Consider the following 24499-nt stretch of genomic DNA (forward strand, 5'->3'; position numbering starts at 1 on the left):
GGGTTCCGGAACCGGCGGGAGGTCATCGATCTGTGACGAACGCCGGGCCGTCTCGTTGCCACGACAGGCAGGGGTGATCACCCCACGGGTGAACAATCACCGGTCTTCACCCGTACGAGTGAGTCGTCCTTGTGATCACCCGTCAGGGATAGGTAACCCTTACCTGACGCGACGGTGCGAGCGCCCGCCAACCCCTCCACCACCCGTGCGCGTCCGCATCCACGCGCCCCAAGGAGCAGCCTTGAGCACCGCCCTCACCGGAGCCCCGCCCGACGTTCCGGCGCGCCGTCCCGCCCCGGCCCGACCCGCCGCGGCCACCGCCGTCGACCCCGACCCGCTGCTGCACCCGGACCCGGCCGTCGCCGCCGAACAGGCCGGTCTGGAAGCCCTGTTGCGGTGCTGGGCGCGGGAGACCGGCGCCCTGCCCGGCCGGGACGGCCGGCTCCGGATCGCCGTCCTCGGCGGCGCCGCCCGGCTCTGCGCACCGGTCCGGTACTGGTCGCCGGCCGGCTGGCACCGCTTCGGCCCGGCCACCCTCTCGGCCGGCGACGGCACCGCCGACGCCCCGGTGGACGCCGTCACCGCCGCCGCCCTGATCGCCGCCGCGGCCGCCGACCGGCCCGACCCCGGCCAGGTCGCGGACCTCGCCGCCCGGGTCGCGGACTCGGTGGTCCGCACCGCCGACATCCTCGCCCACCGCCGCACCGCCGCCGCCCCCGGCGGGCCGGAGGCCTCGCACTTCCTGGCCGCCGAGCAGTCGCTGCTGCTCGGCCACCCGCTGCACCCCACCCCCAAGAGCCGCGACGGCCTCGGCCCGGCCCAGAGCGCCGCGTACTCCCCTGAGCTGCACGGCTCCTTCCAACTCCACTGGTACGCCGTCGACCGCGAGCTGCTCGCCGCCGGATCCGCGTTGAGCGAGAGCGCCGACCTGATCACCGCGGGGCTGCTCGGCGGCCGCACGCCGCTGCCCCCCGGCACCGCCGCCCTGCCGCTGCACCCCTGGCAGGCCCGCGAGCTGGCGGTGCGTCCGGCCGTCGCCGACCTGCTGGCCGACGGCCTGCTGCACGACCTCGGCCCGGCCGGCGAGGCCTGGTACCCGACCTCCTCGGTGCGCACCGTCTACCGGCCCGGCACGCCCTGGATGCTGAAGCTCTCGCTCGGCCTGCGGATCACCAACTCCCGCCGGGAGAACCTCCGCAAGGAACTGCACCGCGGCCTGGAGATGCACCGGCTGCTGGAGAGCGGCCTCGCCGACGAGTGGCGGGCCGCGCACCCCGGCTTCGACGTCGTCCGCGACCCGGCCTGGATCGGCGTCGACCACCCCGCCCTGGGCGACCCCGGCGGGCTGGACACCGTACTGCGCGCCCAGCCCTTCGCCCCCGCCGACCGTGCGCTCTGCGTCGCCGGACTCGTCGCCGAGCAGCCGCTCGGCACCGGCGAGACCGTCCCCTCCCGGCTCGGCGACACCCTGCGCGCCCTCGCCGCCCGCAGCGGGCGCCCGCTGCCCACCGTGGCCGCCGAATGGTTCCTGCGCTACCTGGACGCCGTCGTCCTGCCCGTCCTCTGGCTCGACGGCCGCGCCGGCATCGCGCTGGAGGCCCACCAGCAGAACAGCCTCGTCCTGCTGGACGCCGACGGCTGGCCGACCGGCGGGCGCTACCGCGACAACCAGGGCTTCTACTACCGGCAGAGCGCCGCGGAGCGGCTCACCGCCCGGCTGCCCGGCCTCGGCGCACGCAGCGACACCTTCCTCGCCGACGAGGTGATCGACCACCACTTCGCCTACTACCTGGGAATCAACCACGTCCTCGGCCTGATCGGCGCCCTCGGCTCCCAGGGCCTGGCCGACGAGGCGGTGCTGCTGGCCGCGTTGCGCGGCTTCCTGAGCGGCTCCCGGGCCGCAGCCACCGGCTCCGCGCTGCCCGCCCTCCTGCTGGACGCCGCCACACTGCCCTGCAAGGCCAACCTGCTGACCAGGATCAACGGCATGGACGAGCTGGTCGGGCCGGTCGCCACCCAGTCCGTCTACGTCGACATCCCCAACCCGGTGGCCGGCGCGTGAGCGCTCCCCCGGCCCTGACCGGCGAGGTCGCCGGCTGGGGCGCCATGCCCACCGGCGCCGGCGAGTTCCGGCTCCGCCCGGTCCGGCTCCCCGCCGACCTGGAGCTGCTCGCCGGCTGGATGAACGACCCCGAGATCGCCGCGTTCTGGGAGCTGGCCGGTCCGGCCGCCGCCACCGAGCGGCACGTCCGCGCCCAGCTCGACGGCGACGGCCGCAGCGCCCCCTGCCTCGGCCTGCTCGACGGCACCCCGATGAGCTACTGGGAGGTCTACCGCGCCGACCTCGACCCGCTCGCCGGGTACTACCCCGCCCGCCCCCAGGACACCGGGGTGCACCTGCTGCTCGGTCCCGCCGACCACCGGGGCCGGGGCCTCGGCGCCACCCTGATCGCCGCACTGGCCGACCGCGTGCTGCGCGAACGGCCGGGCTGCGAGCGCGTGGTGGCCGAGCCCGACGTCCGGAACCGGCGCTCCGTCCGGGCCTTCGAACGGGCCGGGTTCACCCCGGCCGCCGAACTCGACCTGCCCGGCAAGCGCGCCGCCCTGATGGTCCGCGACCGTGACCGTGTGCTCCGCGGCCGTGACCGCGACCGTGACCGCGACCGCGTCCCCGGGTCCGACCGACCCGACCCGAACCGATCCGCCTAGGACACCGCCCACCCCATGGACACCCCAACACCTCGGCCGGCGCCGTACGACCTGCTCGGCGTCGGCATCGGCCCCTTCAACCTCTCGCTCGCCGCGCTCGCCGACCCCGTCCCCGGCCTGCGCACCCTCTTCTGCGACCAGCGCCCGGAGTTCCGCTGGCACCCCGGCATGCTGGTCGACGGGGCCCGGATGCAGGTGCCGTTCCTCGCCGACCTGGTCTCCCTGGTCGACCCCGCCAACCGCTGGTCCTTCCTCAACTACCTGCGCGAGCAGGACCGGCTCTTCCCGTTCTACTTCGCCGAGCGCTTCCACCTGCCCCGCCGGGAGTACGACCACTACTGCCGGTGGGCCGCCGAGCGGCTCGCCAACTGCCGCTTCGGCACCGAGGTCACCGCCCTGCACTGGGCCGGCGACCGCTACCGCGTCGAACTGCGGCACACCGCCACCGGGCGGCGCGAGGAGGTGCACGCCCGCAACCTCGCGCTCGGCGTGGGCACCCGGCCGGTCCTGCCCGAGGCCTTCGCCGCCCTCACCGGGCACCCGCGCGCCTTCCACTCGGCCGACTACCTGGACCGCCGCGGCGACCTCGACGGCGCCCGCGACATCACCGTGGTCGGCAGCGGCCAGTCCGGCGCGGAGGTCTTCCTCGACCTGCTGCGCCGGCACGGCGACGACGGCGTCCGGCTGCGCTGGCTCACCCGGACCAGGGCGCTGGCGCCCATGGAGTACTCCAAGCTCGGGCTGGAGCACTTCACCCCCGACTACACCCGCTACTTCCACGGCCTGCCCGAACCCGTCCGGGACACCCTGGTCGACACCCAGTGGCAGCTGCACAAGGCCGCCAGCGCCGAGACCCTGGCCGAGATCCACGACCACCTGTACGAGCGGACGATCGGCCGGCCGATCGACGCCGCACCGGTCGAGATCACCCCCGGCACGGCCGTCGCCGAGGCCCGGCCCGGGCCCTGCGGCGGCCTCGAACTGGACTGCCGGCACACCGACTCCGGCGCCCGGCACCTGCTGCGCACCGACGCCGTGGTCCTCGCCACGGGCTACCGGGCCGCCCGCCCGGCGGCCCTGGAACCGCTCGCCCACCTGATCGACTGGGACGGGTCCGGGCGCTACCGGGTCGACCTCGACCACCGGGTGGCCACCCGGCCCGAGGTCACCGGCGGGCTCTACGTCCAGAACGCCGAACTGCACACCCACGGCGTGGGCACGCCCGACCTGGGCCTCGGCGCCCACCGGGCCGCCGTCATCCTCAACGCCGTGACCGGCCGCACCCTCCACCGGCTGCCCACCCGTACCGCCTGGACCGGCTTCGCCCCACCGCGCGCCGAGCCGCAGGCCGCACCGCACACCACGCCACACGCCGGGCACCGAACGGCGCCGCGCACCGAGCCGCGGGCCCAGCCGCAGACCCCGCCGCGCGGCGCGGCCCCCACCGGCCCCGAACCGGCCACCGCGCCCCGACCCGTCCCCGCCGTCCCCCGCCCCCAGGAGTCGACCCGTGCCGCAACCGCCGGCCGCTGAACCGCCGCTCTACCTGCCCCCGCAGCTCACCCCCGGGCACTGGCAGCGGGCCGGGCGCACGCTCCTGGCCAAGATGCTCGGCGAGTTCGCCTACGAGGAGCTGATCACCCCCGAGCCCGGCACCGCCGAGGGCACCTACCTGCTCCGGCTGGACGGGGCCGAGTACCGCTTCCTCGCCCGCCGCGGCGCCTACGGCAGCTGGCAGGTCGACGAGGACTCGGTCCGCTGCTCGGCGCCCGACGGCCTCGACCCGCTGCGCTTCCTCCCGTACGCCCGGCGGGCGCTCGGTCTGCGCGGCGACACCACCGGCCACCTGGTCCGCGAGCTCACCGCCACCCTGATCGCCGACGCCCACCTGCTCGCCACCGCGCTCACCGCCGCCGAGCTGGCCGACCTCGGCCACACCGACCTGGAGGGCCGGCAGGGCGGCCACCCCTGGATCGTCCCCAACAAGGGCCGGCTCGGCTTCTCCGCCCGCGACACCGCCCGCTGGGCCCCCGAGGCGCGCACCCCGCGGCCGCTGCCCTGGATCGCCGTCCACCGCCGGCTCGCCGAGTACCGCGGCGTCCCCGGCCTCACCGATCCCGACCGGCTCTACGCCCGCGAGCTCGACGACCCGGACGCCCTGCGGGCCGCCCTCGGCCCGGACGCCGACGACTACTTGCTGCTGCCCGTCCACCCCTGGCAGTGGGACGAGACCGTCGTCCCGCTGTTCGCGCCGTGGATCGCCTCCGGCGAGATCGTCCCGCTGCCCTCCGACGGCGACCTGCGGCTGCCCCAGCAGTCCATCCGCTCGTTCTTCAACCAGAGCCGCCCGGACCGCTGCACGGTCAAGCTGCCGCTCGCCGTCCTCAACACCCTGGTCTGGCGCGGCCTCCCGACCGAGCGCACGCTGGCCGCGCCCGCCGTCACCGCCTGGATCCACGGCCTGCGCGACGCCGACCCGTTCCTGCGCGACGAGTGCCGGGTCGTCCTGCTCGGCGAGATCGCCTCCGTCACCGTCGACCACCCGCTCTACCGCGAGCTGCCCGAGGCGCCCTACCAGTACAAGGAGCTGCTGGGCGCGATCTGGCGCGAGCCGCTCGGCCCCGCCCTGGACCCCGGCGAGCGCGGCCGGACCCTGGCCGCCCTGCTGCAGACCGGCTCCGACGGCCGGGCCCTCGCCGCCGAACTGATCGCCCGCTCCGGGCTCACCCCGGCGGCCTGGACCGCCCGGCTGTTCGCCGCCATGCTGCCGCCGCTGCTGCACTTCCTCTACCGCTACGGCCTGGTCTTCTCCCCGCACGGCGAGAACGCCATCCTGGTCTTCGACGCCGCCGACGCCCCGGTCCGGCTGGCCGTCAAGGACTTCGTCGACGACGTCAACCTCAGCGACCAGGACCTGCCCGAACTGCGCGGCCTGCCCGCCGAGGTGGCCGAGGTCCTGCTGCGCGAGGACCCGCAGGGCCTCTGCCAGTTCCTCCACTCCGGCCTCTTCATCGGCGTCTACCGCTACCTCGCCCCGCTGCTGGAGGCCCAGACCGGCCTGCCCGAGGCGGAGTTCTGGGCCCTGCTGCGGGCCGAGATCCTCCGCCACCAGGAGCGCTTCCCCGAACTGAAGGAGCGGTTCGCGCTCTTCGACCTGTTCCGCCCGCGGATCGACCGCCTCTGCCTCAACCGCAACCGGCTGCTGCTCGACGGCTACGGCGACCGGCCGCACCGCCCGCACGCCGCCCGGCACGGTACCGTCCCCAACGCGCTGACCCCCGAGGGAACGGCCGCGCTGCCCGGACAACAGGACCGGATTGTCACCCCCGCCCCGTAGGGTGGGAGGGTCATGACGAACGACTCCGAATCCCAGCTCCCCGCCGACGCCGCCGAGGACGCCGCCGACGATTCGGCCGCCCACGACGCCGTCCCGCGGGCCCAGCTCCCCGAGCTGCTGCACGCCGCCGTGGCGGCCGTCGGCGGCGTCGAGCGCCCCGGCCAGGCCCGGATGGCCGAGGCCGTCGCCGACGCCGTCGACCACGGCGAGCACCTGCTGGTGCAGGCCGGCACCGGCACCGGCAAGTCCCTGGCCTACCTGGTGCCCGCCCTCGCGCACGGGGACCGCGTGGTGGTCGCCACCGCCACCCTGGCGCTCCAGCGCCAGCTGGTCGAGCGGGACCTGCCGCGCACGGTGGAGGCCCTGCACCCGGTGCTGCGCCGCCGCCCGCTCTTCGCGATGCTCAAGGGCCGCTCCAACTACCTCTGCCTGCACCGGGCCAACGAGGGCACCCCGAGCGACGAGGGCGAGGGCCTGTTCGACCCGGTCGAGGCGATGGGCGGGCCCGCCGGCAAGCTCGGCCAGGAGGTGCTGCGGCTGCGCGAGTGGGCCGACGAGACCGAGACCGGCGACCGGGACGACATGACCCCGGGCGTCTCCGACAAGGCCTGGGCCCAGCTGTCGGTCACCTCCAAGGAGTGCCTGGGCGCGACCCGCTGCGCGTACGGGCAGGAGTGCTTCGCGGAGAAGGCGCGCGAGCGGGCCAAGCTGGCCGACGTCGTGGTCACCAACCACGCGATGCTGGCGATCGACGCCATCGAGGGCGCGCCGGTGCTGCCCGAGCACGGGCTGCTGATCGTCGACGAGGCGCACGAGCTGGTCAACCGCGTCACCGGTGCGGCCACCGCCGAGCTGACCGTCGGCGCGGTCAACCGTGCGGTCAAGCGGGCCGCCCGGCTGGCCAACGAGAAGGCCGTGGACGCCCTGCAGGCCGCCGCCGAGAACTACCACGGCCTGATGGAGACCGCCCAGCCCGGCCGGGTGGAGGAGCTGCCCGAGTACCTGGCGTACGCCGTCACCGCGATCCGGGACGCCAGCCGCCAGGTGATCACCTCGCTGGGCGAGACCAGGGACAAGGGGCTCAGCGACGAGGACGCGGTGCGCAAGCAGGCGATGGCCGCCGCCGAGACGCTGCACGAGACGGCCGAGCGGCTGCTGGCCGACTCCGAGTACGACGTGGTCTGGATCGAGCGCAGCGACCGGTTCGGTCTGGGCACCGCCTCGCTGCGGGTCGCCCCGCTGAGCGTCTCCGGACTGCTGCGGGAGGGCCTCTACAAGGAGCGCTCGGTGGTGCTCACCTCGGCCACCCTCAAGCTCGGCGGGGACTTCAACGGCGTGGCCGCCTCGGTCGGGCTGCCCTCCGACGCCCGGCTGCCGGACGTGCGAACCCCGGGCGACGAGCCGGAGACCGGTGGCTTCGGGGACGACCCGGTGCCGTTCTGGCGGGGCATCGACGTCGGCTCGCCGTTCAAGTACCCGAAGCAGGGCATCCTCTACGTCGCCAAGCACCTGGCCGACCCGGGCCGCGACCCGGAGCGCCCCGACATGCTGGACGAGCTGGCGGAGCTGATCGGTGCGGCCGGCGGCCGCACGCTCGGCCTGTTCTCCTCCATGCGCGGCGCCCAGGCGGCCGCGGAGGCGATGCGCGAGCGGCTGGACAACCGGATCCTGCTCCAGGGGGAGGACACCCTGGGCGAGCTGATCCGGGAGTTCGCCTCGGACGCGACCACCTGCCTGTTCGGCACGCTCTCGCTCTGGCAGGGCGTGGACGTGCCCGGCTCGGCCTGCCAGCTGGTGGTGATGGACCGGGTCCCGTTCCCGCGCCCGGACGACCCGCTGATGAGCGCCCGGCAGAAGGACGTCGAGCAGCGCGGCGGGAACGGCTTCATGGCCGTCGCCGCGACGCACGCAGCGCTGCTGATGGCGCAGGGTGCGGGCCGGCTGGTCCGTGCGTCGGACGACCGCGGCGTGGTCGCGGTGCTGGACCCGCGGGTGGAGACCAAGCGGTACGGGGGCTTCTTCCGCTCGTCGATGCCGGAGTTCTGGTACACCACCGACCGCAACCAGGTGCGGCGCTCGCTGGCGGCGATCGACGCCTCGGCGCCGCCGGTGCGGCCGGTGGTCCGGCGGGGCTGAGGGCGAGGCGTCGGTCCTGGCCGCGCCCGGCCGGGCGCGGCCAGGACCGGCGGTCGGCGGGCTTCCGGAGGAGGGGCCGCCGACCGGCCCGTGAAACGCCGGAGGGGCTCCCCGCGCAGTGCGCGGTGGAGCCCCTTCCCGGTGTGCGCCCCGGCCGGCCGCTCAGAGGCGGCGCAGGACCGCGACGACCTTGCCCAGGATGGTCGCGTTGTCGCCGTTGATCGGCTCGTACGCCGGGTTGTGCGGCATCAGCCAGATCCGGCCGTCCTCGCGCTTGAGACGCTTCACGGTGGCCTCGCCGTCGATCATCGCGGCCACGATGTCGCCGTTCTCGGCGACCGGCTGGCGCCGGACGGTGACCCAGTCGCCGTCGCAGATGGCCGCCTCGATCATCGAGTCGCCGCGCACGGTGAGCGCGAACAGCTCGCCCTCGCCGACCAGTTGGCGCGGCAGCGGGAAGACGTCCTCCACCGTCTGCTCGGCCAGGATCGGCCCGCCGGCGGCGATCCGGCCGACCAGCGGCACGTACGAGGTGGACGGGCGGCCGGCCGTCTCGGCGGTGTTGGGCCGGGCGACCTCGACGCCGCGGACCTCGTAGGCGCGCGGGCGGTGCGGGTCGCGCCGGAGGAAGCCCTTGCGCTCCAGGGCCATCAGCTGGTGGGCGACCGAGGAGGTGCTGGACAGGCCGACGGCCTGGCCGATCTCGCGCATGGACGGCGGGTAGCCGCGGCGCTGGACGGAGTCCCGGATGACCTCGATCACCCGGCGCTGGCGCTCGGTCAGCCCGGCCTCGTCGGTGCGGATACCGGGGGGGCGCCCGGGCATCGAACGCGTCGGCACCGGATGGGTGTCGTCGAGCGCGGGGGCGTGCTCGATGGGCTGGTCGGGAACGCGGCTCGTGTGAGGAATGGCCGGGCCGGAGAGTCGGTGCTGTTCGCTACGGTCCATGCTGACGTCCACACTCTGCTGGTTCGTGGTGCGCTGACCCACCTTGAGCTGGGAGTGTTCCTGCACCGGGATGGTGTTGGTTTCGATGGTGTTCACGGCGGCCCCTCTCGACGGCTGTCCTCTCCCTTTTCCAGCCCAACGGCACCTCCTATCGAAAGGTTGCGCCAAACACACGTTCGAGTGAATTATTCGGGAGTTGGCTGACTCGATCAAGGCTTTGTTGTACATCGATTAAATGTTCGATCCAGGATCGACTCCGGCAGTCTAATCCGCGCCGACACGCCAGGGGTGTCACTTCCCCCGAAGACCTACATGTAGTGGCTACAGTCCTCATCGTGCCCAGTACTAGTGGTCACGTCGCATGATCAGCTTGCCGAGGACGGGTCGGCATCGCATAGACTCGACAAGTCCGCACGTTCCGCCAGGGAGGGATCCTCAGGTGCACTGCCCCTTCTGCCGGCACTCCGACAGCCGCGTCGTCGACAGCCGGACCACCGAGGACGGCAGCTGTATCCGCCGTCGTCGGCAGTGCCCGGACTGCGGCCGCCGCTTCACCACGGTGGAGACGGCCGCGCTGATGGTCATCAAGCGCAGTGGCGTCACCGAGCCGTTCTCCCGGGAGAAGGTCATCTCCGGAGTCCGCAAGGCCTGCCAGGGCCGCCCGGTCACCGAGGACGCCCTCGCCCAGCTCGGCCAGCGGGTCGAGGAGTGCGTGCGGGCCACCGGCAACGCCGAGCTCACCACCCACGACGTCGGGCTGGCCATACTCGGACCGCTGAAGGAACTCGACGTGGTCGCCTTCCTGCGGTTCGCCAGCGTGTACCAGGCGTACGACGGACTGGAAGACTTCGAGGCCGCCATCGCGGAACTCCGCCGCGAACGGCCCGCCCCCGCGGCGGACGGCACCTCCGTGCCCGTCCCCGCCGCCGCGCCCTAGCGGCCCGGCGAAGCACACAAGGCCCCCCGGGGTCGATCACCACACCGGCCCCCCTCCCGGGGGTCGGTGCCACACCGGCCCCCTCCCGGGGCCGACGCGTGCCCGGAAACGGTGCACGGAACACCACAAACCGTGCGGAACCAGGCAGGTCGTCGCCTGTCCGCACACCGGAAGAGCGAACCAGCGGTGCCCGGACTTTTTCGGGGCACTTTGGGCGTTTGCCCAGGAGGAGGAGCGAGAAGTGACAGACACCACGAGCGGTTCCGCACGCGGGTCGAAGTCCGACAAGACCACGGCCAAGGGCGGCGGCAAGGCCCCCAAGGGCGGTCTGCGGATCGAGCGCATCTACACCACCCCTGGCGTCCACCCGTACGACGAGGTCCGCTGGGAGCGGCGCGACGTCGTGATGACCAACTGGCGCGACGGGTCGATCAACTTCGAGCAGCGCGGCGTCGAGTTCCCGGACTTCTGGTCGGTGAACGCGGTCAACATCGTCACGTCCAAGTACTTCCGCGGCGCCGTCGGCACCCCGCAGCGCGAGTGGAGCCTCAAGCAGATCATCGACCGCGTGGTGCTCACCTACCGCGCCGCCGGTGAGAAGAACGGCTACTTCGCCACCCCGGACGACGCCGAGATCTTCGAGCACGAGCTGACCCACACCCTCCTCCACCAGGTGTTCAGCTTCAACTCGCCGGTCTGGTTCAACGTCGGCACCAAGCAGCCCCAGCAGGTCAGCGCCTGCTTCATCCTGGCCGTCGACGACTCCATGGAGTCGATCCTCGACTGGTACAAGGAAGAGGGCATGATCTTCAAGGGCGGCTCCGGCGCCGGCCTCAACCTCTCCCGGATCCGCTCCTCCAAGGAGCTGCTCTCCTCCGGCGGCAACGCCTCCGGCCCGGTCTCCTTCATGCGCGGCGCCGACGCCTCCGCCGGCACCATCAAGTCCGGCGGCGCCACCCGCCGCGCGGCCAAGATGGTCGTCCTGGACGTCGACCACCCGGACGTCGAGGCCTTCATCGAGACCAAGGTGAAGGAGGAGGAGAAGATCCGCGCCCTGCGTGACGCGGGCTTCGACATGGACCTCGGCGGGGACGACATCACCTCCGTCCAGTACCAGAACGCCAACAACTCGGTCCGCGTCAACGACGAATTCATGACCGCCGTCGAGAACGGCACCGAATTCGGCCTGCGCGCCCGGATGACCGGCGAGGTCATCGAGACCGTCGACGCGAAGAAGCTCTTCCGCAAGATGGCCGAGGCCGCCTGGGCCTGCGCCGACCCCGGCATCCAGTACGACTCCACCATCAACCACTGGCACACCTGCCCGGAGTCCGGCCGCATCAACGCGTCCAACCCCTGCTCCGAGTACATGCACCTGGACAACTCCAGCTGCAACCTCGCCTCGCTGAACCTGATGAAGTTCCTGCGCGACGACGACTCGTTCGACGCCGCCACCTTCGCCAAGGTCGTCGAGCTGGTCATCACCGCGATGGACATCTCCATCTGCTTCGCCGACTTCCCGACCGAGAAGATCGGCGAGACCACCCGCGCCTTCCGCCAGCTGGGCATCGGCTACGCCAACCTCGGCGCCCTGCTGATGGCCACCGGCCACGCGTACGACAGCGAGGGCGGCCGCGCCCTGGCCGGCGCCATCACCTCGCTGATGACCGGCACCGCCTACCGCCGCGGCGCCGAGCTGGCCGGCGTGGTCGGCGCGTACGACGGCTACGCCCGCAACGCCGCCCCTCACCAGCGGGTCATGAAGCAGCACGCGGACGCCTCGGCCGCCGCCGTCTCGGTCGACGAGCTGGACGCCCCGGTCTGGGCCGCGGCGAACGGCACCTGGCAGGACGTGCTCCGCATCGGTGCGGAGAACGGCTTCCGCAACGCCCAGGCCTCGGTGCTCGCCCCGACCGGCACCATCGGCCTGATGATGGACTGCGACACCACCGGCGTCGAGCCCGACCTGGCCCTGGTCAAGTTCAAGAAGCTCGTCGGCGGCGGCTCGATGCAGATCGTCAACGGCACCGTCCCGCGGGCCCTCAAGCGCCTCGGTTACCAGGGCGAGCAGATCGAGGCGGTCGTCGCCCACATCGCCGAGCACGGCAACGTGGTCGACGCGCCCGGTCTGAAGGCCGAGCACTACGAGGTCTTCGACTGCGCGATGGGCGAGCGCTCCATCTCCCCGATGGGCCACGTGCGGATGATGTCGGCGATCCAGCCGTGGATCTCGGGCGCCATCTCGAAGACGGTGAACATGCCGGAGAGCGCCACCGTCGAAGAGGTCGAGGAGATCTACTTCGAGGCGTGGAAGCTCGGGGTCAAGGCGCTCGCCATCTACCGCGACAACTGCAAGGTCGGCCAGCCGCTCTCGGCGAAGACCAAGACCCCCGCGGCCGACGAGGCCAAGACCGAGGCCGCCCCGGCCGCGGTCGAGAAGGTCGTCGAGTACCGCCCGGTCCGCAAGCGCCTGCCCAAGGGCCGCCCGGGCATCACCACCTCCTTCACGGTCGGTGGCGCCGAGGGCTACATGACGGCCAACTCCTACCCGGACGACGGCCTCGGCGAGGTCTTCCTGAAGATGTCCAAGCAGGGCTCGACCCTCGCGGGCATGATGGACGCCTTCTCGATCGCCGTCTCGGTCGGCCTCCAGTACGGCGTGCCGCTGGAGACCTACGTCTCGAAGTTCACCAACATGCGCTTCGAGCCGGCCGGTCTGACCGACGACCCGGACGTGCGGATGGCGCAGTCGATCGTCGACTACATCTTCCGCCGCCTGGCGCTGGACTTCCTGCCGTTCGAGACCCGCTCGGCGCTCGGCATCCACTCCGTCGAGGAGCGCCAGCGCCACCTGGAGACCGGCTCCTACGAGCCGCTGGAGGCCGAGGAGCTCGACACCGAGACCCTGGCCCAGTCCGCCCCGGTGGCCAAGCCGGCCGCTCCGGCGGCCCCGGCGGTCGAGGCCCCCAAGGCCGCCCCGGCGCGGGCCCACAACTCCACGGAGCTGCTGGAGATCCAGCTCGGCCTCAACGCCGACGCGCCGCTCTGCTTCTCCTGCGGCACCAAGATGCGCCGCGCCGGCAGCTGCTACCTCTGCGAGGGCTGCGGCTCCACCAGCGGCTGCAGCTGACCGACCTGACACCGCCCGCGGGGGCACCGGGACCTGACCCGGTGCCCCCGCGCGTCCTCCCGGAGACGGGGAGGCGGGCTCGAGGCGGGGCGAGGACCGGGTGTCCTCGCCCCGCCTCTTTCGCGCGTTCCGTGTCAACCGGGGTTGACGCTCCCCGGGTGTCAACCTATGTTGACAGTATGAGCGAGAACGGTGAGCTCGCGGCTGCCGCGAGCAGTCGGGATCCGGCGGTCGGGCTGCGTGCGGTCCGGGCGCTGCGGGATCTGGCGGACCGGCTGGAGGGGCTGCAGGTCGGGAACGCCCGGAGCCAGGGGTGGTCCTGGCAGGACATCGCGGTCTGCCTCGGCGTGAGCAGGCAGGCCGTGCACAAGAAGTACGCCCGGCGCGGGGCCGGGGGAGCCGGTGGGGACAAGGACGGAGGCTGAGCGATGTTCGAGCGGTTCACCGAGGGTGCGCGGCGTGCGGTGGTGCAGGCGCAGGAGGAGGCGGCGGGGCTCGGGCACGAGCACATCGGGACCGAGCACCTGCTGCTGGCGGTCCTCGCCCGGCCGGAGGACCCGGCGGCCGCGGTGCTGGTCGAGGCCGGGCTGGACCACGCGACCGCCAGGCAGGCCGTGCGGCGGTTGCTGGGGGAGGGCGGCGACGCGCAGGCGCTGGCCTCGATCGGCGTGGACCTGGACGCGGTCCGGGACGCGGTGGAGTCCGTGTTCGGTGCGGGGGCACTGGATGCCCCTGTCGAGGAGGCGGAGCCGCGGCGACGGGGCTGGTTCCGCTCCGACGCCAAGGGCCGGCGGGCGCCGTTCACCGCCCGGGCGAGGAAGGTGGTGGAGCTCTCGCTGCGGGAGTCGCTGCGGCTGAAGTCGGGTCACATCGGGGTCGGCCACCTGCTGCTCGGGGTGATCCGGGAGGGCGAGGGCCTCGGCGCGAAGGTCATCGCCGACCACGGGCTGGACTTCGCGGCGCTGCGGCGGGCGATCGAGGCGAAGACCGGCTGAACCCCGTGGGGGAGTGGCGGCGGTCGTGTGTGCGGAGCGTGTCTGAACGAGACTGAGCGTCAACTCTCCAGTTGAGGCGAACAGCTGAATGGATATGATCGGCCGAAAGTGTGAACCGATCAGCCCGCCCGGAGACGTTTCACCACGTCGCCGGGCGGTGGCGCGTTCGCCCGCCCCCGCTGTCGGCGTCCGTCCGGACGCCGCTGTTGCCGAGGACCGCACCGATGAGAGAACGCACCAGCCCCGCCGCCCCGTCGTGGCGACGGATCGCCCCGCGGACCGCGGCCCTGACGGCGGCGGCCTGTCTGCTGGCGGCGATCGCCGGACCGGTGGCGGTCGTCCGGGCGGCCGACGCCCACCAGCCGCTGACCGCCGTCGCGGTCTGCGCCGTCACCGCGCTCTGGCTCATCGCGGTCTGGACGGCCGCCGCCGCCACCGAGCGCGCCCGCCGGCTGGACGGTCAGCTCGGCGTGGGCGAGGAGGAGGCGATGACCGCGCTGGTCGTGGCCGGCGCCGCGAGGCAGGCGGAGGCGGCCGCGAAGGCACGGGCCTCCGCCGCGGAGGCCGAGCGCGACGCCGCCCGGGCCGAGGCGGCCCGCGCCGAGGAGGACGCCGCGGCCGCCCGGGCCGAGCTCGTCGGGGCGCGGGCCGAGGCCGAGACCGAGCGGGCCGAGCGCGCCCAGCTCGACCGACTGGCCGAGGACGTCCTGCCCGAGGTGGTGAAGCGGCTGCGTGACGGCGCGTCCGTCGACAGTGCGCTCGCCGCGCACCGCAAGCACCCGCAGTACGCGCTGCTGCGCGCCGTCGCCGAGGAGATCGGCCGGGGCGAGCGGCTGCGGGCCGCGGCCCTCGCGGTCTGCGCGACGGCCGCCGGGCGGGTCCAGGCGCTGGCCACGAGCATGCACGCGGAGCTGCGCGAGATGCAGCACCGGCACGACGAGGAGGTGCTGGGCGACCTGCTGCGGCTGGACCACTCCACCGCGCAGGCCGGCCGGATGGCCGACAGCATCGCCGTGCTCACCGGCGCCCGCTCCGGCCGCCGCTGGGCCAAGCCGATCGCCGTGGAGTCGGTGCTGCGCGGCGCGCTCGGCCGGATCGGTGCGTACCAGCGCGTCCGGCTGCACAACGCCAGTACGGCCGCGGTGGCCGGGTTCGCCGCCGAGGGCGTCATGCACGCGCTCGCCGAGCTCCTGGACAACGCCACCAACTTCTCCGCCCCGCCGGCCGAGGTGCACGTCTACGTCGAGGAGGTGCCGGCCGGACTGGCGATCAGCGTCGAGGACAGCGGCCTGGGGCTGAGCGAGAGCTGGCTGCGCCGGGCCGAACGGGCCGTCTCCGCCGAGCCGCTGGACCTCACCACGCTCACCGCGGGGACGCGGCTCGGCCTCGCGGTGGTCGGCTCGCTGGCCCGCAAGCACGGGCTGCAGGTCTCCTTCCGGCCGTCGGCACGCGGTGGCACCGGGGTGGTGATGCTGATCCCGCAGCAGCTGGTGACGCACACCGCGCCGGAGCTCGCCCCGGCGCCCGTGCCGGCCCGCGCTGCCGTCCAGGCCCCCGCGCGCCCGGCGCTCGGCCCCGCCCCCGCTCCGGCCCTGGCCCCCGCGCGCCCGGCGCCGTCGGCCGCCCCGGTGGCCCCGGCCGCCCCCGTCGCCCCGGCCGCACCCGCCGCCCCGGCGCCCGTCCGGGTCACCGACAGCGGCCTGCCGCAGCGCCGCCGCGGTCAGACGCTGGCCGCCACCACCCCGGCCGCGGCCCCCGCCGCCAAGCCCGCGCGCAGCGACAGCGCGACCGCCGCGGCCCGGTTCGGCGCGTTCCGCCGGGCCGCCCAGCAGGCCAGGACCGGTGCCACCCCGGCCGGGGCCGCGCCGCCGGCCGAGGCCGCCACCCCGGCGCCCGAGCCGGCCGCCACGCCGGAGCCCGCGCCCGCCGCCACCCCGGCTGCCCCCGCCGCCGTCCCGGCCGCAGCCACCACCGATGCCTCCCTCGCCACCACACCCCCCACCACCCCCGACGCCTCCCCCGTCACCGAGTGAAGGACTCCCGATGAGCAGCGCCACCGATCGTGACCTCGACTGGCTGTTGGAAAACCTCCTGGCGGCCACCCCCGGCACCCGGCACGCCCTGGTGCTCTCCGCCGACGGCCTGAAGCTCTGCCACACCTCCGGCCTCGGCGCCGACCAGGCCGACCAGCTGGCCGCGATCGCCTCCGGGATGCAGAGCCTCGCGCACGGCGCCTCGATCGAGTTCGGCGACGGCAGCGGCGGCGTGCGGCAGTCGATGACCGAGTTCCACGGCGGCATCCTCTGCATCGTGGCGGCCGGCGAGGGTGCGCACCTCGCCGTGGTCACCGACGACGACGCGGACGTCGGCGTGGTCGGCCACAACATGCACGGGCTGATCGAGCAGATCGGCGTCCACCTGAGCGCCCCGGCCCGGGACGCCGTGGCCGACGGCGACGGCGGGCGGCTCGGCGGGGACGGTGGCACGGCGGGCCGCGAGGACGCGCGGGCATGACCGGCCGGCCGGTCATGCCGGGCCGTGACGACGACCCGGACCGCCTCTACACCATCACCCGCGGCCGCAGCCGGTCCCCGGAGAACGCCTTCGACCTGGTCACCCTGATCGTCTCGGAGCGGGAGCCGGCCTCGGGCATGCAGTCGGAGCACGTCCGCATCCTGCAGATGTGCGAGGCCCCGACCGCCGTCGTGGAGGTCGCCGCCGAACTGGCGCTGCCGGTCTCGGTGGTGAAGATCCTGCTCGGCGACCTGCTGGAGAGCGGGGCGGTCACCGCCCGCCACCCCCGGTTCGCGCCCAACAAGGCCCGGCTGCCCGACCTCGACACGCTGAAGCAGGTGCTGCATGGACTCCAACGGCTCTGAGCTGCCGGACACCCGCCCGGCCGGGCGCACCCCGCTGCGCGGTACCGCCGACAACGCGCTGAAGATCGTCGTGGTCGGCGGCTTCGGCGTGGGGAAGACCACCCTGGTCGGCGCGGTCAGCGAGATCCGTCCGCTGAACACCGAGGAGACCATGACCAAGGCGGGCGAGGGGATCGACGACCCCTCGGGCGCCTGGGGCAAGCGCTCCACCACGGTCGCGTTCGACTTCGGCCGGATCACGCTCTCGGAGCGCCAGGTGCTCTACCTGTTCGGCGCGCCGGGGCAGGAGCGGTTCTGGTTCCTCTGGGACCGGCTGTTCAGCGGAGCGCTCGGCGCGGTCGTCCTGGTCGACACCCGGCGGCTGGAGGAGTCCTGGTACGCCATCGACCGGCTGGAGCACCACGGCACGCCGTTCATCGTCGCCCGGAACAACTTCGGCGAGCCGACCCACACCCTGGAGCAGGTCCGGGAGGCGCTCGACCTGCCGGCCGAGGTGCCTCTGGTGGACTGCGACGCGCGGGACCGCGGGTCGAGCAAGCAGGTGCTGATCGAGCTGGTCCGCCACCTGGCCGCCCGGGTCGAGGCCGCCGGACAGGCCGGGGCGCCCCCGGAGTCCGGGACGCCCCCGGAGTCCGGGAGGGCCGCGCAGGCCGGGGCCACCGCGCAGGCCGGGGCCACCGCTCCGGCCGGAGCCCCGGCCGCCCTGCTCACCGTCGAAGGCACCACCGACCCGTCCCCGTACGAGGAGAGCACGCCGTGACCGAGCCCGCCGCCACCCCGCCGCCGGGCTGCCCGGCGCACGCCGGCGCCACCCCGCTGTACGGGCCGCGCTTCCAGACCGACCCGGCCCAGCTCTACCGCGAGCTGCGGGCCGCCCACGGCCCGGTCGCCCCGGTCGAGCTGGCCGGCGGCGTGCCGGCCTGGCTGGTGATCGGCTACCGCGAGCTGCAGCTGGTGACCGGCCAGCCGCAGCTGTTCGGCCGTGACTCCACCCGCTGGAACGCCTGGGAGTCGATCCCCGAGGACTGGCCGCTGCGGCCGATGATGACCCCGGTGCCGTCGATCCTCTACGCCGAGGGCGAGGAGCACGTCCGCCGCTCCCGCGCGGTCACCGACGCGCTTTCCGACATCGACCCGTACGAGCTGCGCAAGCACGCCGAGGAGATCGCCGACCGGCTGATCGACGGCTTCGCCGGGCGCGGCGAGGCCGACCTGGTGGCCGAGTACGCGCACCGGATGCCGCTGCTGGTGCTCTGCCGGCTGCTCGGGCCGAGCGAGGAGCAGGCGCCGGTCCTGATCGACGGTCTGCTGGCGATGCTGGACGGCGGGCCGGACGCGCCCGCCGGCGCGCAGCGGCTGCTGGGCGTGATGCTCGACGTGGTGCGGGAGAAGGCCGAGCACCCGACCGAGGACATCGCCTCGCGGATGCTGGCGCACCCGGCGGGCCTGGACCACGACGAGGTCATGCGCGACCTGCGGGTGCTGCTGATCGCCGGCCACCAGCCCACCTCGTACTGGATCTCGAACGCGATGCGGCTGATGCTCACCGACGAGCGGTTCGCCGCCTCGCTCTCCGGCGGCCGGCGCAGCATCAGCCAGGCGCTGAACGAGGCGCTCTGGGAGGACACCCCGACGCAGATCTTCGCCGGCCGGTGGGCGACCCGGGACACCCAGCTGGCCGGTCAGCGGATCGCGGCCGGCGACATGGTGCTGCTGGGCTTCGCGGGGGCCAACGCGGACCCGTCGGTGCGCCAGCCGGACGGGCGTCCGGCCGAGGGCAACCGGGCGCACATGAGCTACTCGTACGGCGAGCACGGCTGCCCGTTCCCGGCGCAGGAGGCGGCCGAGGTGATCGCCACCACCGCGATCGAGGTGCTGCTGGACCGGCTGCCGGACCTGCGGCTGGCGGTGGCCGAGCACGCGCTGGTGTGGCGGCCGTCGGCGTGGGTGCGGGGGCTGGTGGCGCTGCCGGTGTCGTTCACGCCGGGCTACCAGGGCTGACCCGGTCCGGGGCCGCCCACCTTGGGCCCGGTCCGGCGCCGCTGCCCCGCCTCGGCGCCCCGCCGAGTCCGGTGCCATCGCCCGCCTCGGCGCCGATGCCCGTCCGCGTCCGTGCATGACTGTTCAAGAACGAGGAACCGAAGGAGAGTTGTGCCGATGAGCGCGCCGATAGCCCTCGACCCGCTGGCCCGCGACAACGCCGCCGAGGGTGCGCTGCTGCGCGCCGCCGGCCCGGCGGTGGCGGTGGAGCTGCCCGGTGGCGTCGCCGCCTGGGCGGTGACGCAGCACGCGGCCGCCCGCGACCTGCTGACGGACGCCCGGCTGGTGAAGGACGCCGCGCACTGGGTTGCCTTCCAGCGCGGCGAGGTGCCGAAGACCTGGCCGCTGATCGGCCTGGCGGTACCCGGCCCGAGCATGGTGACCACCGACGGCGCCGAGCACCGCCGGCTGCGGGCCCTGGTGGCGCAGGCGTTCACACCGCGCCGGGTGGAGCTGATGCGTCCGCGCGTCGAGGAGATCACCCGCGGTCTGCTGGACGCGCTGGCGGCGGGGGACCGGGTGGTGGACCTCAAGTCGGTCTTCGCCTTCCCGCTGCCGATGACGGTGATCTGCTCGCTGCTGGGGGTGCCGGAGTCCGACCACGGCCACCTGCGCGACCTCTACGAGAGGTTCTTCGGGATCCGCCCGAACCCGGAGGGCATCCAGGCGACCATCGCCGGGCTGAACGCCTTCGTCAACGACCTGGTGGCGCAGCGCCGTTCGGTGCCGGGTGACGATCTGGCGAGCGTGCTGCTGGCGGCGGACACCGAGGGCGGGGCGCTGAGCGACGCGGAGGCGGCGGCCACCCTGCGGGTGATCATCGCGGCGGGTCACGAGACCACGGTCAACCTGATCGGCAACGCCGTCCGCGCGTTGCTGTCCCACCCGGACCAGTTGGAGCTGGTCCGTTCGGGGAAGGTCGGCTGGGACGCGGTGGTCGAGGAGTCGCTCCGCTGGACGCCGCCGACCAGCAACTTCCTGTTCCGGTTCACCACCGAGGACGTCGCGGTCGGCGGGACGGTCATCCCCGCGGGCGAGCCGGTGCTGATCTCCTACAACGCGATCGGGCGGGACCCGGCGCAGCACGGCGTGACGGCCGAACTGTTCGACATCACCCGGGACCCGATCCGGCACCTGTCGTTCGGCCACGGCCCGCACGTCTGCCCCGGGTCGCCGCTGGCCCGGCTGGAGGCGGGGATCGCGCTGCCGGCGCTGTTCGAGCGGTTCCCGGAGCTGCAGCTGGCGGTGCCGGACGAGGAGCTGCGGCCGAGCCCGTCGCTGGTGGTCAACTCGCTGCGGGAGCTGCCGGTCCGGCTGTACTGACCGGCCGCGCCGCCCCGGCCGTGCCGGCGGCGCGGCCACGCCGGACCCCGTACCCGGACCCGTCCCCAGGCCCGCGCCTGCGCCCGCGCCTGCGCCCCGCCGGCCCCGTCCGCTCCCGGACGGGGCCGGCGGCGTTCCACGCCTGCGAACGGGGTCACGACTGTGGCACGTGCCGATGAAGGTCGAACGCGGACCTTGGCGCGGGGTGCCGGCTGCGTTAACGTCGTCAAACCGGCCCGCCGCCGCGTTCATGTCGATCTCCGGTACAGCGCAATGTCGTTCCGTCGTACTGCCGGCGTTTCGCGCCCTGGCGAGGAGGACCGCATTGACCCCCACCCCGACCGCGCCGTCCACCCGTTCCCGCCGGTCGGCAGCCGTGCCCGCCCTGCTGGCGGCACTGGCGCTGACCGCGGCCTGTTCCAACAGTTCGGACTCCGGCGGCTCGGGCGGCGGTGACGGCGGGGGCGCGGCCCTGACCGGCGACTGCGCCAGGTTCCAGCCGTACGCGGGGCATTCGGGCACCACGGTGACCGTCTTCGCCTCGATCCTCAGCCCCGAGTCGGACAACCTGGAGAAGTCCTGGTCCGAGTTCAGCTCGTGTACCGGCATCAGGATCAGCTACGAGGGCTCCAACGACTTCGAGTCCCAGCTGCCGGTCCGCGTCGCCGGCGGCAACGCCCCGGACTTCGCGATCATCCCGCAGCCCGGTCTGCTGGCGCAGATGGTCAAGAGCGGCAAGGTGGTGAAGCCGCCCGCACAGACGGTGGCCAACCAGGACAGGTGGAGCCCGGTCTGGAAGACCTACGGCTCGGTGAACGGCACCTTCTACGCGGCGCCGATGAGCGCCAACATGAAGTCGCTGGTCTGGTACTCGCCGAAGGCGTTCAAGCAGGCCGGCTACGAAGTCCCGAAGAGCTGGTCCGCCCTGATGGAGCTCAGCGACCGGATCGCCAAGGCGGGCGGCGGCAGGCCGTGGTGCGGCGGCATCGCCTCCGGGACGGCCACCGGCTGGCCGGCCACCGACTGGCTGGAGGAGGTGGTGCTGGGCTCGTACGGCGGCGAGGTGTACGACCAGTGGGTGAGCCACCGGGTGAAGTTCTCGGACGAGAAGATCACCACGGCGATGAAGACGGTCGCGGGCTGGATGCAGAACCCCGCCTGGGTCAACGGCGGCTACGGTGACGTGAAGTCGATCGCCACCACGACCTTCCAGGACGCGGGCGCGCCGATCCTCACCGGCAAGTGCTTCATGCTCCAGCAGGCGTCCTTCTACAAGGCGCAGTGGCCGAAGGACACCAAGGTCGGCCCGGACGGCGACGTCTTCGCCTTCCACCTGCCGGCGGTGAACCCGGGCGTGCCCAACCCCGTCGAGGGCGGCGGCGAGTTCCTGACGGCGTTCGCGGGCCGGCCCGAGGTGCAGGCGGTGCAGAACTACCTGTCCAGCCCGGAGTGGGCGAGCAGCCGGGTGAAGACCGCCACCGGCTGGGTCTCGGCCAACCAGGGCGTCGACAAGAGCCTCTACACCGACCCGATCGACCGGCTCTCCGCCGACGCGCTCACCGACCCGGCGGCGACCTTCCGCTTCGACGGCTCGGACCTGATGCCCGCCGCGATCGGTGCCGGGCAGGAGTGGAAGTCGCTGACGGCCTGGTTCGCCGAGGGCCAGTCGATCCAGAAGACGGCCGCGGACATCGACGCCGCCTGGCCGCAGTAGCGGCGGCGCGGGTCGCCAGGCCCGCGAGTTCGCCGCGGTCACGGGTTCGCCGCGGTCACGAGCTTCGCCGGGCCCGCGAGCTTCGCCGGGCCCGCGAGGTTCGCCAAGGGACCACCTGCCGAGGGCGGTGCGGGACCACCCACCCGCACCGCCCGCCCCCTTCCCCCGGACGGGAGGACGCACCGCCATGTCCTTATCCGGCACCGCACTCGCCGCGGCCGGCACCGCCGCGCTCGGCCCTCCGGCCCCCTTCGGTGACGTCGTCCCCTTCGGCGGCGCCACGCCCCCGGGCGGCGCCACCGCGCTCGCCGGCAGCGCCCCGGGCTTCGGCGGCACCGCCCTGGCCGCCGGGGCCTGGGGCGACGCGGCCGTGAAGTTCGGCAACACCGTCGGCGCCGTCGCCGGGTTCCTCGGCATCCTGCTGCTGGTCTTCCTGGTCGCCGGCCGCGCCTCCGGGCGGCTCGCCCGCCCGCTGTCCGTCGCGGTCTTCCTCGGCCCGGCGGTGGTGCTGCTCATGGTCGGCCTGGTCGTGCCGCTGGTGCGCACCGTCTACCTGAGCCTGCAGAACGACGACGGCACCGGCTTCGTCGGCGGCGAGAACTTCGGCTGGGCGTTCACCACCGACTCGGTGCAGAAGGTCCTGGTCACCACCCTGCTCTGGCTGGTCGTCGCCCCGCTGGCCGCGACCGGGCTCGGCCTGGTGCTGGCGCTGCTGGTGGACCGGATGCGCGGCCAGGCGGTCTACAAGTCGCTGATCTTCATGCCGATGGCGATCTCGCTGGTCGGCGCCTCGATCATCTTCAAGTTCGTCTACGAGTCCCGGGACGCCTCCCAACAGCAGATCGGCCTGCTCAGCCAGGTGGCGATCTCCCTGGGCTGGGAGCACCCGCCGAACTGGATGCTCTCCCAACCGCTCAACACCTTCCTGCTGATGGCGGTGATGGTCTGGGTGCAGACCGGCTTCGCGATGGTCGTCCTCTCGGCGGCGATCAAGGCGATCCCGGACGAGGTCACCGAGGCGGCCCGGCTGGACGGCGCGGGCGGGGTGCGGCTCTTCTGGTACGTCACCGTGCCGATGATCCGCACCACGGTGGTGGTGGTGCTCACCACCGTCATGATCACCACCCTCAAGGCCTTCGACATCGTCCGCACCATGACCGGCGGCAACTTCGGCACCCAGGTGCTGGCCAACGAGATGTACTCGCAGTCCTTCGTGCAGTTCAACACCGGGCGGGGCAGCGCGCTCGCGGTGATCCTCTTCCTCGGGGTGCTGCCCCTGGTCGCCTACAACATCGTCCAGCTGCGGAAGGAGCGCGGGGTCCGATGAGCGTGCACCGCCCGACGGGTGTCCGGACCGGGCGCGGGCCGGTCCGGAAGACCTTCAGCAGCCCGCTCGCCTCGGCCTTCGTGATCGCGGTGACCGTCCTGTGGACCGTCCCCACCCTCGGCCTGCTGGCCACCTCGCTGCGCCCCAAGCAGGACGTGACGGCCGACGGGTGGTGGAACGTCCTCCTCCACCCGGACCTCGGCCTCTCCAACTACCACACGGTGCTGTTCGAGGGCGGCTCCGGCGTCTCCACCGGGCTGATGCCCTTCCTGGTGAACTCGCTGGCGATCAGCGTCCCGGCCACCCTCTTCCCGCTGGTGCTGGCGGCGATGGCCGCGTACGGGCTGGCCTGGGTGCGGTTCCGGGGCAGCGACACGGTCTTCTTCGTGGTCTTCGCCCTGCAGGTGGTGCCGATCCAGATGGCGCTGATCCCGTTGCTGCGGCTGTTCTCCGGCGGTGCCCACCTGGGCCCGCTGACGCTGATCCCGGCGGTGGACCTCAAGGGCACCTACGCGCCGGTCTGGCTGGCGCACACCATGTTCGCGCTGCCGTTGGCGATCTTCCTGCTGCACAACTTCATCGCCCAGCTGCCGCGCGACCTGATGGAGGCGGCGGTGGTGGACGGCGCCTCGCACTTCAAGATCTTCCGGTCGATCGTGCTGCCGCTCTGCGCCCCGGCGCTGGCCTCGTTCGCCATCTTCCAGTTCCTCTGGGTCTGGAACGACCTGCTGGTGGCGCTCACCTTCGCCGGCGGCACCCCCGAGGTGGCGCCGATGACGGTCCGGCTGGCGCAGCTCTCCGGCTCCTTCGGCGGGCGCTGGGAGCTGCTGACGGCGGGGGCGTTCCTCTCGATCCTCGTCCCGCTGGCGGTCTTCTTCGGCCTGCAGCGGTACTTCGTCCGCGGCCTGCTGGCCGGATCCGTCAAGGGGTAGTCCGGCCCGGCGGGGGGATTGTGGCGGTTCCGTGGACAGGGCCGACGCGCAACCGGTACACCGTTAAAGGCAGTTGCCGAAGCGCATAGGGG

19 protein-coding genes are annotated in these 24499 nt (G+C 73.6%); 18 read left to right on the plus strand and 1 reads right to left on the minus strand.

Annotated elements, in window-relative coordinates:
* Positions 1–241 precede the first annotated feature (241 nt).
* Genes RMN57_RS26160 through RMN57_RS26180 form a run of 5 tightly spaced genes read left to right on the plus strand, consistent with a single transcriptional unit; the run spans position 242 to position 8182 of the window.
* On the plus strand, positions 242–2062 hold the full coding sequence (locus RMN57_RS26160) for an IucA/IucC family protein (protein ID WP_313765744.1): 1821 nt from the start codon (positions 242–244) through the stop codon (positions 2060–2062).
* Positions 2059–2709, plus strand: a complete 651-nt coding sequence (locus RMN57_RS26165) for a GNAT family N-acetyltransferase (RefSeq protein ID WP_313765745.1) — start codon at positions 2059–2061, stop codon at positions 2707–2709. The genes RMN57_RS26160 and RMN57_RS26165 overlap by 4 nt, the downstream gene beginning before the upstream one ends.
* Positions 2710–2724: 15 nt before the next feature.
* Entirely contained in the window at positions 2725–4242 is a 1518-nt protein-coding gene (locus RMN57_RS26170) for a SidA/IucD/PvdA family monooxygenase (RefSeq protein WP_313765746.1), read from the plus strand.
* Positions 4220–6046, plus strand: a complete 1827-nt coding sequence (locus tag RMN57_RS26175; RefSeq protein WP_313765747.1) for an IucA/IucC family siderophore biosynthesis protein — start codon at positions 4220–4222, stop codon at positions 6044–6046. Before RMN57_RS26170 ends, RMN57_RS26175 begins: the two co-directional genes overlap by 23 nt.
* A 12-nt stretch (positions 6047–6058) precedes the next feature.
* Positions 6059–8182 (plus strand): ATP-dependent DNA helicase, encoded by a 2124-nt coding sequence (locus tag RMN57_RS26180; RefSeq protein ID WP_313765748.1) that lies wholly within the window; start codon positions 6059–6061, stop codon positions 8180–8182.
* A 162-nt stretch (positions 8183–8344) separates the two neighbouring features.
* Here the strand turns inward: RMN57_RS26180 and lexA are convergent, their stop codons facing one another.
* Positions 8345–9007: a transcriptional repressor LexA gene (gene lexA, locus RMN57_RS26185; RefSeq protein ID WP_224281048.1), complete on the minus strand. Its 663-nt coding sequence runs from the start codon at positions 9005–9007 to the stop codon at positions 8345–8347.
* A 562-nt stretch (positions 9008–9569) separates the two neighbouring features.
* Between lexA and nrdR the strand changes: the two genes are divergently transcribed.
* The 13 genes from nrdR (at position 9570) to RMN57_RS26250 (ending at position 24407) form a co-directional block, all read left to right on the plus strand.
* Positions 9570–10067, plus strand: a complete 498-nt coding sequence (gene nrdR / locus RMN57_RS26190) for a transcriptional regulator NrdR (protein WP_313765749.1) — start codon at positions 9570–9572, stop codon at positions 10065–10067.
* 241 nt (positions 10068–10308) lie between these two features.
* On the plus strand, positions 10309–13197 hold the full coding sequence (locus RMN57_RS26195; RefSeq protein WP_313765750.1) for a vitamin B12-dependent ribonucleotide reductase: 2889 nt from the start codon (positions 10309–10311) through the stop codon (positions 13195–13197).
* Between the two features lie 179 nt (positions 13198–13376).
* A complete protein-coding gene (locus RMN57_RS26200) occupies positions 13377–13622 on the plus strand; it encodes an RNA polymerase subunit sigma-70 (RefSeq protein ID WP_313765751.1) in 246 nt (81 codons plus the stop codon).
* 3 nt (positions 13623–13625) lie between these two features.
* Positions 13626–14192 (plus strand): Clp protease N-terminal domain-containing protein, encoded by a 567-nt coding sequence (locus RMN57_RS26205; protein WP_313765752.1) that lies wholly within the window; start codon positions 13626–13628, stop codon positions 14190–14192.
* Positions 14193–14416: 224 nt separating this feature from the next.
* Positions 14417–16225 (plus strand): ATP-binding protein, encoded by a 1809-nt coding sequence (locus tag RMN57_RS26210; RefSeq protein WP_313765753.1) that lies wholly within the window; start codon positions 14417–14419, stop codon positions 16223–16225.
* 10 nt (positions 16226–16235) lie between these two features.
* Positions 16236–16706, plus strand: a complete 471-nt coding sequence (locus RMN57_RS26215) for a roadblock/LC7 domain-containing protein (RefSeq protein WP_313765754.1) — start codon at positions 16236–16238, stop codon at positions 16704–16706.
* The gene (locus RMN57_RS26220) at positions 16703–17071 is read left to right on the plus strand and encodes a DUF742 domain-containing protein (RefSeq protein WP_313765755.1); all 369 of its coding nucleotides are present in this window, start codon (positions 16703–16705) and stop codon (positions 17069–17071) included. Before RMN57_RS26215 ends, RMN57_RS26220 begins: the two co-directional genes overlap by 4 nt.
* Positions 17052–17831 carry an ATP/GTP-binding protein gene (locus tag RMN57_RS26225; protein WP_313765756.1) on the plus strand — a complete coding sequence of 260 codons (780 nt, stop codon included), beginning with the start codon at positions 17052–17054 and terminating at the stop codon, positions 17829–17831. The genes RMN57_RS26220 and RMN57_RS26225 overlap by 20 nt, the downstream gene beginning before the upstream one ends.
* Complete coding sequence (locus tag RMN57_RS26230; protein WP_313765757.1) at positions 17828–19072, plus strand: cytochrome P450; 1245 nt, start codon at positions 17828–17830, stop codon at positions 19070–19072. The genes RMN57_RS26225 and RMN57_RS26230 overlap by 4 nt, the downstream gene beginning before the upstream one ends.
* A 156-nt stretch (positions 19073–19228) precedes the next feature.
* Positions 19229–20434, plus strand: coding sequence for a cytochrome P450 (locus tag RMN57_RS26235; protein ID WP_313765758.1), 1206 nt, complete (start codon positions 19229–19231; stop codon positions 20432–20434).
* 325 nt (positions 20435–20759) lie between these two features.
* Positions 20760–22148 carry an ABC transporter substrate-binding protein gene (locus RMN57_RS26240; RefSeq protein ID WP_313765759.1) on the plus strand — a complete coding sequence of 463 codons (1389 nt, stop codon included), beginning with the start codon at positions 20760–20762 and terminating at the stop codon, positions 22146–22148.
* A gap of 187 nt (positions 22149–22335) precedes the next feature.
* Positions 22336–23475, plus strand: coding sequence for a sugar ABC transporter permease (locus tag RMN57_RS26245; protein ID WP_313765760.1), 1140 nt, complete (start codon positions 22336–22338; stop codon positions 23473–23475).
* Complete coding sequence (locus RMN57_RS26250; protein ID WP_313765761.1) at positions 23472–24407, plus strand: carbohydrate ABC transporter permease; 936 nt, start codon at positions 23472–23474, stop codon at positions 24405–24407. Before RMN57_RS26245 ends, RMN57_RS26250 begins: the two co-directional genes overlap by 4 nt.
* Positions 24408–24499 lie beyond the last annotated feature (92 nt).

Source organism: Kitasatospora sp. CM 4170 (assembly GCF_032110285.1).
In the GTDB taxonomy this organism is placed as follows: Bacteria; Actinomycetota; Actinomycetes; order Streptomycetales; family Streptomycetaceae; genus Kitasatospora; species Kitasatospora aburaviensis.

Bases quoted from the DNA above. Each gene is read 5' to 3' on its own strand.
- RMN57_RS26220 (WP_313765755.1), top strand. From the start codon at position 16,703: ATGACCGGCCGGCCGGTCATGCCGGGCCGTGACGACGACCCGGACCGC.
- RMN57_RS26205 (WP_313765752.1), top strand. From the start codon at position 13,626: ATGTTCGAGCGGTTCACCGAGGGTGCGCGGCGTGCGGTGGTGCAGGCG.
- RMN57_RS26180 (WP_313765748.1), top strand. From the start codon at position 6,059: ATGACGAACGACTCCGAATCCCAGCTCCCCGCCGACGCCGCCGAGGAC.
- lexA (WP_224281048.1), bottom strand. From the start codon at position 9,007: ATGCCCGGGCGCCCCCCCGGTATCCGCACCGACGAGGCCGGGCTGACC.
- RMN57_RS26235 (WP_313765758.1), top strand. From the start codon at position 19,229: ATGAGCGCGCCGATAGCCCTCGACCCGCTGGCCCGCGACAACGCCGCC.
- RMN57_RS26225 (WP_313765756.1), top strand. From the start codon at position 17,052: ATGGACTCCAACGGCTCTGAGCTGCCGGACACCCGCCCGGCCGGGCGC.
- RMN57_RS26215 (WP_313765754.1), top strand. From the start codon at position 16,236: ATGAGCAGCGCCACCGATCGTGACCTCGACTGGCTGTTGGAAAACCTC.
- RMN57_RS26210 (WP_313765753.1), top strand. From the start codon at position 14,417: ATGAGAGAACGCACCAGCCCCGCCGCCCCGTCGTGGCGACGGATCGCC.
- RMN57_RS26200 (WP_313765751.1), top strand. From the start codon at position 13,377: ATGAGCGAGAACGGTGAGCTCGCGGCTGCCGCGAGCAGTCGGGATCCG.
- RMN57_RS26170 (WP_313765746.1), top strand. From the start codon at position 2,725: ATGGACACCCCAACACCTCGGCCGGCGCCGTACGACCTGCTCGGCGTC.
- RMN57_RS26250 (WP_313765761.1), top strand. From the start codon at position 23,472: ATGAGCGTGCACCGCCCGACGGGTGTCCGGACCGGGCGCGGGCCGGTC.
- RMN57_RS26245 (WP_313765760.1), top strand. From the start codon at position 22,336: ATGTCCTTATCCGGCACCGCACTCGCCGCGGCCGGCACCGCCGCGCTC.